This window comes from Stenotrophomonas riyadhensis (assembly GCF_040256885.1).
Lineage (GTDB): Bacteria > Pseudomonadota > Gammaproteobacteria > Xanthomonadales > Xanthomonadaceae > Stenotrophomonas > Stenotrophomonas riyadhensis.
Window position 1 is genome coordinate 4537805 of the sequence record NZ_CP155568.1, and the last position, 14452, is coordinate 4552256.

Genomic DNA, 14452 nt, shown 5'->3' on the forward strand with positions numbered 1-14452 from the left:
TCAGAAGGTCAGGCCAAGCCGCGCATACACGCGGACATCGCGGCCGTCACCCGGTCGCAGGGCGCTGGTCGGCTTGGCCGCCGCCACGCGCAGTTCGAGGTTCTTCCACTGGCGCAGGCGGAAGGTCGCGCCCATTCCCACCGATGCCAGATCGGCCGGCGCCTCCAGCCCATCGACATCGAACACGCGCGCCTGGTCGGCGAACACGTCCAGCTCCAGTACTTCGCGCCACGGCACCCCGCGGAACGGCGAGGCGACGTCGCCGAAACCCGGCGCATCGACGTGGTACTCCAGCGCTCCGTACCAGCCACGATCGCCCAGCGTCTCGCCCTGCGCATACCCCCGCACGCTGTCATTGCCACCCACCTGGAACTGCTCCAGCGCCGGCAGCGAGTTGTTGCTGTACTGGCCATTGAACTTGAACAACAGGCGTTGGCTGCGGCTGAGGTACTGCAGCCGCAGCAGGCCCAGGCGCACCACGTTGAACCGGCTGTCGCGGGTCGGGTTGATCGCATCGAAGTCGGCCGAGCGATCGCGCAGCGACTGGCGCACGCTCAACTGTGCCAGGTTGATGCCATGCCAGCGCGCATCGTTATGGCGCAGGCTGGCGCCCACCTCGGCCACGTCGTACTTCTGCTTGGACAGCACCAGGCCCAGCGCTTCAAAGCGCGAGCTCTCGCGGATATAGCGCGCCGAGCTGGTCACCTGCAGGTCGGGGCGGTTGATGAACTTCCAGTCGGCGCCGGCATAGGCCTGGGAGGCCGGGCCCTTGAGCTTGAAACCGCGCAGGATGCCGTCGTCCACTTCCAGCTCGCTGCGGTTGGCGCCGGCCAGCACCGACAGTCCCTGCACCGCCTGCAATGGCACGCTGTAGGACAGCGCGCCGGCGCGGCTGGCCTGCGGATCGAACGCATAGGTTCCACTGGCCGCGAATACATCGCCCAGGCCCAGCGGGCTGTTCCAGGTAACGCCCAGCTGGGCGCGCCCGCGCCCGGTCAACTCGGTACCGTGATTGTCCACGCTGGTACTGACCTCGTACGGCCGGCCGCTTTCACGCGCGACCAGTACCAGATCGGTTTCACCAACGTTCTCACCGGGCTGCAGTACCGAAGATACCGATACCCCGGGCAGGTCACGTGCATACAGCAAAGCGCTGTCGATGTCGGCCTGGCGCAGCGGCTGCCCGCGCAGGCGCTCGGCCACGTTGCTGAGCGTATGGGTGCGGTAACGCTGGTTGCCCTGCACCACTACCTTGCCGATGCGCCCTTCCAGCACGCGTACTTCAATGCGGCCTTCAGCATCGGGTTTCTGCGGTGGCAGGTAGGCGACGCTGACCAGGAAGCCCGCCTTGCGATAGGCCGCAGTGACCGCATCGGCCGCCCCCTGGAGCTGCGCAAAGTCCATCGCGACCGCATCTGCGCCATGCGCCAGGCGGGCAAAGTAGGCATCCAGCACGGCCTGCACCTGCGCAGGCGTGATGCCACGCTGCGGATGCTCACCAACGTCGCTGGCACGGAAGCCGCGCACCTGCAGGGTCTGGTTGCCGGTGCGCGCGGCCATGTCGGGCAGCGCGGTGGCCGGCCCCCCTTCGGCCTGCTGGGCCATCGCCGCGACTGGCAGGGCTGCCGACAGCAGCAACGCAAACGACGAACGCTTCAATGGCATGGCTCTGTCCTCCGATGACAATGGATGCCGGGGCGTCGCGTCCTCCGTACGGCCCCTCCCCGGGCGGCACAGACAAAGAAAGATCCGGGCACGGCGACGCGCCCCTGGCGTCCAGGTGGCCATCAGCCAACTGCCAAGACATAGATGCACAGCAACAACCCCATCGTCAGCATGACATACAAAATGAGAACCAGCGCACTTCGTGAGCGACCGTTCGTCGGACCCGGCGAGACCCCGGCAACAGGGTCCGCAGGCCGGTGCCTCTGGGTCTGCAGGCAGCGTTCACGCACGCCCTGCAGCACCCGACGGCGCCGAGCGCGGTATTCCTGCAGGTCGATCTGGCCGCGCTGGTGGGCATCGGCCAACGACTGCAGGCTGCGGTTGGCGTGCTCTTCCCAGCCGCTCACTTCAGCTCCCTCAATACCCGGAAGCCGACATCCGGCTGCGCCGCACCCGCCAGCGCGCGGTGTGCCTGCACCGTGCAGTCCGACCAGAAGCTGGCGTAGCTGCCACCACGTACGCTGCCATTGCTGGTCCATTCCCAGACGTTGCCGGTCAGGTTGACCAGGCCCCACGGATTCGGCTCGCGGCCACGTACGCCCACCGGCACACCGCTGCCAGCGCTGGCACTGGGCGGAATGCAGTTGCTGTCCGGCGCCTGCCGCCATTGTTGCTGCGCCTGCGCGGCGTGCAGCCACTCGGCATCGCTCGGCAGGCGGTAGCGCCAGCCACCGCTGGCGCGGGTCAGCCAACGCGCGTAGCCCTGCGCCTGGGCGAGGCTGAGATTGCGTGCGGGCCATCGCCCCTGCTCGCCGGATGCCGGCTGCACACTGCAACGACCACTGGCCCGGCAGTACCGGTTGAAGTCATCCACCGCGATCTCCCCGCGCGAAAGCGCATACGCAGGCCCGCCCGACACCCCGGGCACCACCACCAGCATCGGCCCACGGGCTTCGGCCAGCGCGTCGTAGCAGGGCTGTGCACGCCCGGCCAGACCTGCACAGGGATCGGGGCCGTCGGGCACCGGTGGCAACGGCACATCATCCGCATCGGCCGCCGCGGCGACGGCAGCGCTGACCGGCGTTGCCGCAGGCGGACGCGGTGCATTGCGCGCTGCATGCGTGCCGCCAGTGGCCGTTGCCGCTGAGGCCGGTGGCGGTTGTGCGGCCACGATTGCGCCCTTCTCTCCCTGCAGCAGCGATTGCAGCGAATCGCCCTTGAGACGCCCGTGCGTTCGCAGCGCTTTTTCCAACCGCTCCATCGCCTGCGGATCACGGCGGTACTGTGCATCGAGTTGCTGGCGCAGCCGCTCGCGCTCGCTGTCCTTCGTCGATGCCTGCGTGCTGGCGGCCAGTACCGCCGCCACCACGTCCAGGCGTGCACGTGCCGCCTGTAGTACGGGACGCGCGCCCATCACCTGCAGCGCGCGCGCCAGCAGTGCGTCAGCGGCTGCCGGATCACCCTGGGCGAGCCGCAGCACCGCCTGGTCCTGGGTAGCCTGGTCCAGCAGTGCGGGCGCCTGCTCACGCACGAACGGGGCATCGGGCTGCACCACATGCAGCTGCTGCCAGGTGCGTTGTGCCTTGTCCAGGTCTCCAGCGGCGATCGCGCGCCGCAGCGATTCACTCTGCGCAGCCAATGCAGCATCACTGCGGCTATCGGCCAGCGACTGCTGCAGTGCCTGCTGGCGCTGCTGCAGCTGACTGGCAGCCGCCGCCAACGCGGCCGTGTCCGGTGCCTGGCGACGCGCGAAGTCGAGCAGCACAAGGTCATCCGGTAGTTGTGTCGGTTCCCGGTGTCCTCCCAGGATGGCAGCCACGGCGGTGGCCAGCGCGTTCTGCGCCGCAGGCAGTTCGGCGCCGGCATCGCGCCGGATCACCTGCAGTGCGGCCGCGACATCGGTCTGCCAGGCGGCATCGGCACTCGGGTTGGCCAGGCGTTGCTGCAGGCGCTCCCGCGCCTGCGCGACTGTGGCGGGCAGCGCGGTCACCTGCAGATCCGGCTGCGATGCCACCCGCAGCTGGGCCGCCTGCAGACGCAACCCCAGCGCATCAGGGAAGCTGCGCTGCGCCTGCTGCAGCCGTGATTCCGCCTGCGCGGTGTCACCCTGTCCCAACGCACTGGCGATGGCCTGTTCATAGGCCTGTTCCAGCGCAGGATCACGCAGCAGCGGATTGCGCGGATCGATCGCGGCGATGGCTGCCAATGCTCCCGACAGGCTGCCGCTGCCATGGCCGAACAGATCCCCCTCGGCAATGTGCCGCTGGCGCTGGGTGTCGAGCGTGTTGAGCGCCTGGTCTCGCTCGGCCTGCAGGCGCTCGCGCCGCGCATCGAGCGTGGGTGAGTACAGTCGCAGGCGATCGCGCAGCGCGAACACTTCCTGCGTCCCCGGGTAGTCGTAGCGGCCGGCGGAGGGCGCCCACAGCGCATCCAGGCGCCGCAGCAGGAAGCCTTCGATCAGTCCCGGGTGGTCCAGCAGCAGTTTGGCACGCTGTTCGTGATCGAGACTGGAAAGACCTTCCCAGGCCTGCGCGGCGTCTTCATAGCGCTGCGGATCATCGGCTCCCAACCGCGCACTCACTTCGGCCAGGCGCTGCTCGTGCACATGGCGGTTGACCAGTACACCGGCGCCGGCCAGCACCACCACCGCCGCAGAGGCATAGCCCACCCGCGGCAGTACGCGTTCACGCCAGCTGCGCGGACGCAGGCCTTCAAGCAGCGCATCGACGTTGGCCAGCCGCTTGTCCGCGGGCAGGGCCACCGCCGCACAGAGGGCACGGTACGGGCGCCGCCCAAGGCCGCGCAGCGCAGGCGGGCGCCGACCCTCGCGCAGTGCTACTTCGGCGCTGGCCTTGTCGTAGGGATGGCGGCCACCGAGCAGTTCGAAGCAGACGCAACCGAGCGCATAGACATCGTCGGCCGGTGTCGGCGGCTGGCCACGCAGCATCTCCAGGCTGGCGTACGCCGGTGTCAGCGCCCCCAGCGAGGCGGCGTCGAACACGGTCTGTTCGCCCGCCACATCCACCGCATGCTTGCCGGCGCGGGCAATGCCGAAGTCGAATACCTTCGGTACACCTTGCGCGGTGACCATCACGTTGCCGGGCTTGAAGTCGGAATGGACGATGCCCGAGGCGTGCGCGCGGCGCAGTGCGCCGGCCATGCCCTCGATCAGCGGCCAGGCACGGGCCATCGGCATGCCATCAAAGGCCTGCTCGCGGATCAGCGTGCGCAGGTCCTGGCCATCGACGTACTCCATCGTCATGAACACGATGGCGCCATCCTTGTCGAAGTCATACACGCGCACGATGTTGTCGTGCCCCAGCTGCTGCGAGCGTCGCGCTTCGCGCTGCAGTGCCACCAGCGCATCGGGGTGGCGACGGAACTCATCGCTGAGCACCTTCACCGCCAGCCAGGGGTCGCGATCGCGTGCCTCTACCTTGCGCGCATCGCGGGCCAGGTACACCACCCCCATGCCGCCGCGGCCCAGTTCGCGTTCCAGCTGGAAGCGTCCCTTCAACAGGCTGCCAACCGTCACTGTCTGGCCCGCGGCTGCCGCAACCTGCTGCCATGCCGAGAGGCTCGAGCTCTGCGACGCGGTACCGCTGGTGCGACCCTCGGCAGCCGCATCCGTGCGCGCGACATCCTCGCCGGGCTGCACACGTGTCATCTCGTCCGGCACGGCGCTGCGTGCGGGCTTGACCACGGTGGCATCGTCATCGCGCGACAGCGTGCTGCCACTGGCATCGCGCAGATCCTGCAGACGCTGCAGCAGGGTATTCATCGACACCTCATCGATCGCCTGCTGCTGGCGCATGCGCCACAGCGTGTCCACGCCGTTGCGGTAGTCGGCATCGGCCACGTGGTCATGCCGGGCCAGCGCCCGCAGCAGTGCGGGCAGGTCCAGCGCTCCCCTGCTGAAGGCGGTTACCAGTTCAACCACGGAGGTCGTGTCCTCTTGCACGTCGTTCACTCCTGCCTGCACACGATGACCGCCGACACGTTGTCGCGGGCGGCGCGTCCCAGGGCCAGTTCGAACAGCCGCGCCAGCAGCACGCGTGGCTCGCGCTGGCGACGGCACTCCATATCAAGCTCGGCATCGGGGATTTCCTTGTTGACCCCGTCGCTGCACAGCAGGAACGGTGTGCCCGCGGCATGGCTGGCAACGATCCAATCGATCAGCAGGCCCTCCTGCGCGCCGACAGCCCGGGTCAGCGTGCCAGGCGCGGCCACGGCGGCAGAGCCGGCGAACTGGGTGGCGTCGTCCTTGATGCCGTGCACATGGTCACGGGTAAGCTGGCGCAGGCAGCCGTCTTCCATGCCATAGGCGCGGCTGTCCCCCACCCAGCCGCACAGCATGAAATCGCGGTCCTGCACCAGCACCACCACGGTCGAGCCGATCAGGTCCACACGCAGGTCATGCGCGCGTCGCAGCAGTTCCTGGTTGACCTGCTGCAGCGTGTCCTCGATGGCCTCGATGAAATCGACCACGTCCTCCTGCCGTGGCAGGCGCGACAACCGCTCGACGATCAGGCCACTGGCGAAATCACCAGCGGCGTGGCCACCCAGGCCATCGGCAACCACCCAAAGACCAACGTCGTCACGCAGCAGGATCGCGTCCTCGTTGAGCCGCCGTACCTTTCCGGTGTCGGTGTGGCCGGCCGATGCATAGCGGGTACCCATGGCATTCATGGCGCACGCTCTTCGAGGATGCACGGGGCATCGATCGCGGGCGGCAGTACACCGTCAACAGGCAGGCCCGGCAGCGCGCTGGGGGCATGCGCGTCGCGCCACCACAGGCTGCCGCGCTGCGCCCAGCACGTCTGCCACGCGACAGGGCCGGCCTGTCCCGGCCATGCCGGTGGCAGTTCGTGACAGGCGCTGTCCAACGCATCCGGCAGCTGCAGCACGCCCTGCCTCACCTGCGCCTGCAGCGCGTGCAGCGCGTCGAACCAGCACGCACAGGGAAGCTGCGGAGCCTGCATCGGGTCCTCAGTGGTCAGCGGCAACGCCAGCAGCAAGGGGAAGGCCCGGCCCACCCGATCACGCGATGGCGCCACCACGCCCGCCCAGCCCTGCACGTCGCAGAGCCCGGCGGCCAGAGCGAACGACCAGCCGTTGCCAGCCGTCCCGGCCAGCTGGGGATGACGGGACAACTGCAGGCTGGCATGCGCGTCCCAGGCCTGCACGAGCGCATCGGACAGGCGGCGCCGCGCGAAATCGCCGATACCAGGCAACTTGCCGTGGAAGCCAACCACCGGCGCCAGCGACGATGCATCAGCTGCCACAGCGGAACCGTGCCAGGTCGGCGTCATTGAACGGATGGCGCAGGTTGCGGGCCTGCAGCGGCAGCGCCGTGGGGTGGCCACCGATATCCAGATGCAGCACGTAGCGCAGATCCGAGCGCGCCTCCAGCATGCCCGCCTGCAACGCGCGGAACAGTGCCCAGTCGCCCTGGAACTGCAGCGCGCCCAGTGGCGTGCCGGCTGCGTCGAACGCCGCTACCGAAACATGGCCGGGAGTCGGGCCCGGCCATCGCACCGGCAGGCTGGCTACGGCGCCGGCGGTATAGTCCAGCGTCTGTCCCTCGATATCGATCTGCAGCCGTGCCACGCCTTCACCCAGCTGCGGTGCCAGCAGGGTGAACTCGACCAGCGGCTGTTCGCCGCCACGGAAGTATTTCTGGCGGATCGCATCGGCCAGCTGCATGCGCGCCGGCAGCGCCGGGTCACTGCCGGGGGGGGCATCCTCTTTCCACCGCCATGTGGGCGTACGCGTATCGAGCAGCGGCGCCAGGGTCTGCCGGAACAGGCCATCAAAACGCCCGCCGTTGCCGAACAGTTCGGCGAAATTCTGCAGCGGCGTGTCCTCGCTGGCACTGCGATCGAATGGATAGCGGTGACCGGTGAATTCACCACAGACCTGGCCCACGCTGGTGGCGACACGCTCGTCGAGCACGGCCTGGTCCTGCGCGCCGATGGCTGCGGCGCTCTGGCCGGTCAGCGCCAGCAACCAGGTCGAAACGGGTGGAGGCAGCTGCGCGGCCTGCTGGCTGGCCTGCTGCAGTCGGGTATCAACCGAGCCCGCCGCAGGGGGCGCCAGCAACCGCTCGCCCAGTTGCGCGAAGCTGGCCAGGGCCTGGTCAAGCGGCGTCGCGCCGGGAGCGCCCGCACACAGTTGGGCCAGTGCGGCGAAGTGATCACTGATCGCTGCTCCGGCAGGGCGTGCGGCCGCCTCCCCCACGGCCGGTGCCAGTGCAGCCTGCAGCGCCGCGCCGCCGGCCCCTGCCCTGGCCAGCGCCGCCGCACCTACCTTGGCCTTCGCGGCATCGGCCGTTGCACGGGCCGCATTGCCGGCGGGCACACGCAGCAGATCCTGGGTCTGATCGCGCAGCAGCACCAGCAGCAGGCGCAACGGCGAGGTCGGGCCTGCAATGCGTGCCAGCTGGGCGGAAGCCTCCGTATCATCAGCACCGGGTCGCAACTGCAGGTCGGCCATCAGTTCATCCCAGGCCCGGATGTAGTCACGCTCATAGTGACGCAGGACCTGCTGTACCAGCCGCGCCCGCCCCAAGGCGTCGATCCGTTGCGGGCCAAGCACCCAGTCATCGGCAACGAAGCGCGCAACGGCGTCGTCCACGCCTTGGCGGGCAAGCTGGGCAAACACGGGTTGCGTGTAAAGCGCCGGCCACGGCGACGACAACGGCACGCCACTACGCCGCTCGAACGCGTCGGCCTGCAGGCCCAGCGCCTTGTCCAGGCGCAGCGTGGCAGGCTGCGCACGGGCCTGCAGGCTCAGGTCGCTGTAGACCAGCGTCGCCAGCTCCGCTGCACGCAGGCTGGCGCGCGCCTGTTCCACGCGCACCGGATCAGGACGGATCGCGCGCAGCTGCCCCTTCGCAGCCAGCAATGCCGACAGCTGCGTGTCATAGGCGTCGGCCAGCACCGTGTCGCCGCCGAAACGGTGCCGTGCGTCGAGCCCGGCCAGCAGGCCGAGCTGCGTCGGCTGCAGGCGCGCAGGCTCGCCCAGCATCAGGTAGCCCTTCAGGTAGTAGTAAAGGCGCTGCGGATCGGACGCGCTGTCGCCAAGACCCTCGCGCAGCTGCGCGGCCACACCAGGCAACAGCGTCGCGTTGAGTTCGCGCAGGTAGGCCTCACGCAACGTCCGCTGCACGGCATCCCCCTGGTACAGGCCCCAGCGCATACGCCACGGCACCGGCTGCGTGGGGGCAGCAGCCGCCACCGCAGCGGCACTTGCCTGGCCTCGCTGCACCGCCCGCTCCAGATAGCCGCGCAGGTCGGTCGCTGCGCCCGGATCCGGCGTCTGCGGGCGCTGCTGCATCGCCTGCCGCGCCTGCAGCAGGTAGTCACGGTTGCCCTGGTAGCTGGCTGCCATCGCCGCCAGCCCTCCTGCAGACACCACCAGCACGGCAGCCTGGGCGGCCCAGTGCCAGCGCCGACGACGGCGCTGGGCCTGCGGCTGGAAGCCGGCCAGTCCGTGCTCGGGCAGCACCACTTCGCGCAGCAGCCGCTCGACGAAGAAGGTCCGTGGTGCAGCCGAAGGCGCAGGCGCGCGTGCTGCATCCAGGCCGAAGCTGCGTGCCACCGCACCGAGCATGCGGTCGATCGGCGTGCCTTCCTGCGTACCTGAAGTGAAGTACACCCCCCGCAGCAAGGGTGCGGGTGCGTAGGCATGCCCTGCGAAGGCGGACTCGATGAACTGTCGCGCGCTCTCGCCCAGAGCGGCGAACTGCGGCGGGAACGCGAGCAGCGCCGCACGACGGCCACGTTCGCGCTCATCGTGCAGGCGTTGCAGTACCCGCGCATTGAGCCGGTCCAGCAGTCGCGCATAGGCATCGGCGAAACTGCGCGCCGCGCTGCCATCGAGCGTCTTCTGCAACGGGAAGGTGGTGCCCCAGACCTGGCTGCGCTGGTCTGCACCCAGGTCGTCGAAGAACTCGCCGAACCCCGCCAGCAGATCGCACTTGGTCAGCACCAGGTAGACCGGCACCTGCAGCTGCAGGTGCTCGGCCAACTCATCCAGGCGCTGCCGGATCGCACGTGCATGCTGCTCACGCTCGCCTGCATCAAGCTGCAGCAGATCGGACAGGCTCATGCTGACCACGACGCCATTCAATGGGCGCGCGCGACGGTGGCGACGCAGCAGCTGCAGGAAGTCCCGCCACCCCGCCGCGTCCACCGTACGGTCCGAATCCTGGGTGGTATATCGGCCAGCGGTATCGAGGAACACGGCCTGATCGGTGAACCACCAGTCGCACTGGCGGGTGCCGCCCACCCCGCGCACTGCATCGTTGCCAAGTCGTGCGGCCAGCGGGAACTGCAGGCCGGAATTCTGCAGCAGTGTGGTCTTGCCCGATCCAGGTGGGCCGATCAGCAGGTACCACGGCAGCTGGCCGATGCCCCCCCCACGGCGCCGGCGCAGCAGGGCCAACGCCTCCTCGAAGCGGCGCTCAAGCTGGCTGCGCTCGCTGGCGAGGCGTTGCGCCGGGTCATCCCCCTGGCGCAGCGCTTCGCCCATGCGCTGCTCGCGGCGGCGCCGGCGCCAGCGGCGCACCAGCACGATTCCCGTCACCGTCAGCACCAGTACCAGCAGCACCAGCAGCCGCGCCATCACGCCCGCCAGCGGTACGCGTCCGGCAATCGCGACCCAGGGGCCGCCGAACCACACCAGCAGTGCCAGCAGCAACACGCCGGCGGCAACCACCCAGTTCACCCGGCGCAGCGCGCCCATGATTGCCTGCATGGTTCAGTCCCCCGGCTGGAACAGGATGTCGACACGGCGATTGCGTGCACGGTTGGCCGGCAACTGCGGCGGCGTCGCCAGTGGTTGCGAATCGCCCGCGCCGACGGTCTCGATCCGGGCGTGGTCGCGCAAGCCGGCGCCCAGCACATCGGCCACCGCCCGCGCGCGTGCAGCCGACAGGGCGTAGTTGTCCTTCCACAGCGCCGACCGCACGGGTTGGTCATCGGTATGGCCCACTACCACCACCCGACCCCGCAGTGGATCGATCGCACGCGCGATGGCGGCCAACAGCGGCCGCTGCGCGGCCTCCAGCTCGATCCCCCCCGAACCGAACATGGCCGCAGCGTTCAGTCGTATGCGGGCACTGCCGTCAGCGGCTTCGTCCACGCTGAGAAGGCCGGCACGCTCCTCCGCAGCCAATCGCTGCTTCAGGCCCAGCGCCGGTACCTGCACGGCTGCGTTCGGTACATGGCTGACCTGCAGGCCCATCCGCGCCGCTTCGGCGTTGATGGGTGCCGCCAATGCACTCAAGCGCGCGTTCGCCCACAGGAACGCCACCAGCAGCACGCTGGCTGCAACCGCCACGCTGACCCACAGCGGCAGATGCCAACGGCCACGCCAGGTCCGCTCGGCCACGCCCTGCCAGCGTGGCGAAAGCTCTTCCGGCGGCGCGCCACGCTGACTGCGGATGCGGCGATACAGATCGTCCTGGATCGCCGACAGGCGCAGGCTGCCATCAGCCTCGATCTGGTAGCGGCCAGCGAATCCCATTGCCAGGCACAGGTACAGCAGCTCCAGCAGTTCCAGATGCCGGCCCGGATCCTGCAGCAGCCGTTCAAGGATCACGAAGAACTTGGCGCCACCATAGGATTCACCGTGGAAGGCGGTCAGCAGGGTGCGCTGGGCCCATCCGCTGCGTTCGCCCCACGGCGCGTTGAGCACGGCTTCGTCGACCACCGCGCACAGCACGTAGCGTGCGGTCATCACCACATCGGCCGGATAGCGCGCTTCGCGCAGCCGTGTCTCCAGACGCCGGACCTGCAGCTCGGCCTGTTCCCGCAGGCGCGCAAGGTCAGGAACCTGCGCACTGTGGCGCAGCTGTACCGCCAGCAGCAGCAGCGGCGTTGCCGCCTGCACCAGCGGGTTGAGGCTGTCCCCCAGGAACTCGCTGATCTCCGCGCGCGAATCCGGTGAATCGGCAGGCGGGTTGCCGGGCCGATCCTGCATCAGCGGATTGCGCATGTCCCGTGCGTTCATCGGCTACCCCCGGATGGCCCACAGCTGCACACCCAGACCGGGAAACTCGTTGCCCAGATGCAGGGCCAGGCCACCGGCGCCACGCAGCGCTCGCCACAAAGGCGACTGCGTTTCGAACTCGAAGTAGACGTGGCCGGCGTGGTAGGGAATCTGCCGCGGTGCCACCGCCATCGGTGCCAGCCCGATGCCCGGCAACTGCAGATTGACCAGATCACGGATCTGCTCGACGGGACCAATCTTGGCGGTCGACGGCAGGCGCCGCCGCAGTTCCTCGCTGGGCAGGTCCGCGCGCACCGCGAGCACGAACTGGGCATTGTCCAGCAGGCCGGGATCAGGGATCACCGCCACCCATACCCCGAACTTGCGTTCCTGTACCGGGATCGCCAGTGCAGTCTGTTCCAGCACCGCGCTGAGGCTGCCACGCAGGGCCGCAATGATCGGTTCGAAGCTCTCGCGCAGCGCTTCGTGACGGTAAGGGGCGAACACCGGCGGGCGTTTCCCGGCTGCGGTGAACGTGCTCAGCTCGCCGGCCAGCGCCAGCAGCGCGCGATACAGTGCTTCCGGATGCAGCTGTGGCTGTGCCGCCCAGTGCGACAGCACCGGTTGCCAGCGATTGACCACCTGCAGCAGCAGGAAGTCGGCGATCTCCGCAGCGCCACCGCGATCAGTGACCGCTACCCGCGCCGCCAGCGCCTCACCGCGCTGATGCAACAGGCCCAGCAGTTCGACCAGGAAGGTTGCCAGTCGCGGCGACGACGCACTGGACGCCACGCTGGGAATGAAGGTCTCGTCGAGCACCACGCGGCGATCCGCCCGGGTTTCCACCACGTGCGCCACCGCGATCCGGGCCAATCCTTCCTGCGGTTGCGACTCGGGCAGCAGGCGCGCGTTGAGGCTGCCCACCTCCATCAGCACGCGCTCCTCCACGCTTCCGGATGCATCCAGCGCTTCACTTTCGCGCACCCGGTAGCGGTACAGCTGATCACCGGGTGATTCAGGACGGCCCACATCCACCTGCGATGCCAGGCGCAACGGCAGGGTCAGGTAGATCGTCTGGTCGCGACCGTTGGGATCGAGGTCGAGTGCGGCCGGCAGTGGGTCATCGGCTGGCATCGCGAACGGCGTGCCATCGGGGAACACCCCGCGCGCACGACGCAGGCCGAGCTTGCCGACCGCCAGCAGGTCACTCTCCAGTTCCAGTTCGGTGAAACCCCAGGCGCGTGACGGCGGCTGCGCGACGCGCAGGTCGACGTAGCGCTCCAGGTAGCGCTCCTGTTGCTGCAGGTGCTGTGGCCGCAGGAACAGCCCCTCGCTCCATACGACCTTGTTGTTCTGGGTCATCCGTGCGGCTCACAGGTGGCGGCGGGACACGGCGCATGCGTGGGCGATGCGCGAACACGCCACGACCCCATGCGCCAGCTGCCCGCGATTGTCGGCAGCAACACCGGTGTCGGCCCGACAATTCGTCTCAGCCCGGGCGTGGACCACCGCTGCTGCGACTGCTGCGATAGCGAGCCAGCTGCGTTTCATAGGCTCGCGCGAACTCATCGCCGAACAAGCGGCGGAAGCAGTCATCCGGATCCTTGACCATGCGCTGGAAGTTCTCGCGATAGCGGTCCCAGTAGCGTCCCTTGCCGGCGAACGCCAGACGGCGACCGTTGCCATCGGCCTCCTGCTCGATCCGGTCGGGACTGAAGTGGAACAGCATTGCCTCGTAAGCGGCGCGCATGCCAGCCAGCATGGCCATCTGGTGGCAGCGGATGTCATCGAAGGCATCATCGAACGCCGCAGCGCCGCTGAGGAACGCACCGCCGGCGGGCGCCGACAGCTTCTGCATCGCCTCCTGCGTGGTGGCGGCGAACTTCAGTGGATTGTTCTCCGAACGCTGGATCACGGTGACCGGAAGGCGGAAGGTGTTCTTGATTTCCGCACGGGCGCGCAGCACGTCCATCACCCCTTCCACCACGATCGCAAACACCCGGTCCAGATCTTCCGGCATCGCTGCCCCCGGCGTGCGGGCGGGGGCAGCGGCCGGCGCCGATGGCGCTGCCGCTCTGAAGTCTCCCTGGGTCAGATCCCAGTCGTCGGGCAACCGCTGCGTCGCCTGTACCGGTGCGGGCGGACGGAAATGATCGTGGCTGGCGGCGGCGTGGTGCCAGCCATCGGCGTCACTGCGCGGCGGTGCGGGCGCTGCTGCACTGGCGGGCAGCAGACGCAACGGATCCAGTTCGTCCTGCGGCGCCAGTGCCAAGTCCGCCACCATGGCATCCGGCGCTGCGGAGGCCCCTCCCGTCGCGCGTCCCCACAGCACGTCAAACGGATCCTCCAACACAGGCACGGCTGCACCCTCGTGCCGTGGCAGCGCGGCCACCACCACCTGGGTCAGGTCGGGATTGCCGGCGTCTGCGCCCGGTAGCGGCATCGACGATGGCCCCACGCTCTGCAGGCGGACATCGATCTCGAAACTGTCCAGCTGCAAGCGGTCACCGTCGCCAAGTGCAGCCGGCTCGCCACGCACCAGCGCCTGGCCGTTGAGCAGCAGCCCGTTGGTGCTGCAGTCTTCGATGAAGTACATGCCGTTGAGGAAGCGCACCACCGCGTGGGTGCGCGACACACCCGAGGCAGGCAGCACCCAGTCACACTCGTCGGAACGGCCCAGGCTGCCCCCACCCTGCATGAAGACCTTCTGTGCTGCGGGCCCGAACTGCGCGGCCTGGCGGCCACTGACGGTCAGGATCAGATTGTGGATGGCATTCACAGCGGCGGTGCT

At 68.9% G+C, this 14452-nt stretch carries 9 protein-coding genes; all 9 read right to left on the reverse strand.

Annotation, left to right across the window (positions count from 1 at the left end):
• The 9 genes from SriyCCGPB3_RS20895 to tagH all read right to left on the reverse strand — a co-directional run bounded on the left by SriyCCGPB3_RS20895 (position 1) and on the right by tagH (position 14440).
• Complete coding sequence (locus tag SriyCCGPB3_RS20895; RefSeq protein ID WP_433963279.1) at positions 1 to 1665, reverse strand: ShlB/FhaC/HecB family hemolysin secretion/activation protein; 1665 nt, start codon at positions 1663 to 1665, stop codon at positions 1 to 3.
• Positions 1666 to 1787: 122 nt separating this feature from the next.
• Positions 1788 to 2072 (reverse strand): hypothetical protein, encoded by a 285-nt coding sequence (locus SriyCCGPB3_RS20900; protein WP_153856961.1) that lies wholly within the window; start codon positions 2070 to 2072, stop codon positions 1788 to 1790.
• The gene (locus SriyCCGPB3_RS20905; RefSeq protein ID WP_433963298.1) at positions 2069 to 5569 is read right to left on the reverse strand and encodes a protein kinase domain-containing protein; all 3501 of its coding nucleotides are present in this window, start codon (positions 5567 to 5569) and stop codon (positions 2069 to 2071) included. Before SriyCCGPB3_RS20905 ends, SriyCCGPB3_RS20900 begins: the two co-directional genes overlap by 4 nt.
• A gap of 62 nt (positions 5570 to 5631) precedes the next feature.
• Positions 5632 to 6345 (reverse strand): PP2C family protein-serine/threonine phosphatase, encoded by a 714-nt coding sequence (locus SriyCCGPB3_RS20910; RefSeq protein ID WP_110714143.1) that lies wholly within the window; start codon positions 6343 to 6345, stop codon positions 5632 to 5634.
• A 5-nt stretch (positions 6346 to 6350) separates the two neighbouring features.
• Entirely contained in the window at positions 6351 to 6950 is a 600-nt protein-coding gene (gene tagF / locus SriyCCGPB3_RS20915; protein WP_350259687.1) for a type VI secretion system-associated protein TagF, read from the reverse strand.
• Positions 6940 to 10425: a type VI secretion system membrane subunit TssM gene (gene tssM / locus SriyCCGPB3_RS20920; protein ID WP_350259688.1), complete on the reverse strand. Its 3486-nt coding sequence runs from the start codon at positions 10423 to 10425 to the stop codon at positions 6940 to 6942. The genes tagF and tssM overlap by 11 nt, the downstream gene beginning before the upstream one ends.
• A gap of 3 nt (positions 10426 to 10428) precedes the next feature.
• Complete coding sequence (gene icmH / locus SriyCCGPB3_RS20925) at positions 10429 to 11667, reverse strand: type IVB secretion system protein IcmH/DotU (protein WP_433963280.1); 1239 nt, start codon at positions 11665 to 11667, stop codon at positions 10429 to 10431.
• An 18-nt stretch (positions 11668 to 11685) separates the two neighbouring features.
• A complete protein-coding gene (gene tssK, locus SriyCCGPB3_RS20930; RefSeq protein WP_350259689.1) occupies positions 11686 to 13023 on the reverse strand; it encodes a type VI secretion system baseplate subunit TssK in 1338 nt (445 codons plus the stop codon).
• Between the two features lie 127 nt (positions 13024 to 13150).
• Complete coding sequence (tagH, locus tag SriyCCGPB3_RS20935) at positions 13151 to 14440, reverse strand: type VI secretion system-associated FHA domain protein TagH (RefSeq protein ID WP_433963281.1); 1290 nt, start codon at positions 14438 to 14440, stop codon at positions 13151 to 13153.
• Positions 14441 to 14452 lie beyond the last annotated feature (12 nt).

What these genes read in the sequence shown, in the direction of transcription:
- SriyCCGPB3_RS20895 (WP_433963279.1), bottom strand. Translation starts at nt 1,665, where the DNA reads ATGCCATTGAAGCGTTCGTCGTTTGCGTTGCTGCTGTCGGCAGCCCTG.
- SriyCCGPB3_RS20910 (WP_110714143.1), bottom strand. Translation starts at nt 6,345, where the DNA reads ATGGGTACCCGCTATGCATCGGCCGGCCACACCGACACCGGAAAGGTA.
- icmH (WP_433963280.1), bottom strand. Translation starts at nt 11,667, where the DNA reads ATGCGCAATCCGCTGATGCAGGATCGGCCCGGCAACCCGCCTGCCGAT.
- tssK (WP_350259689.1), bottom strand. Translation starts at nt 13,023, where the DNA reads ATGACCCAGAACAACAAGGTCGTATGGAGCGAGGGGCTGTTCCTGCGG.
- tssM (WP_350259688.1), bottom strand. Translation starts at nt 10,425, where the DNA reads ATGCAGGCAATCATGGGCGCGCTGCGCCGGGTGAACTGGGTGGTTGCC.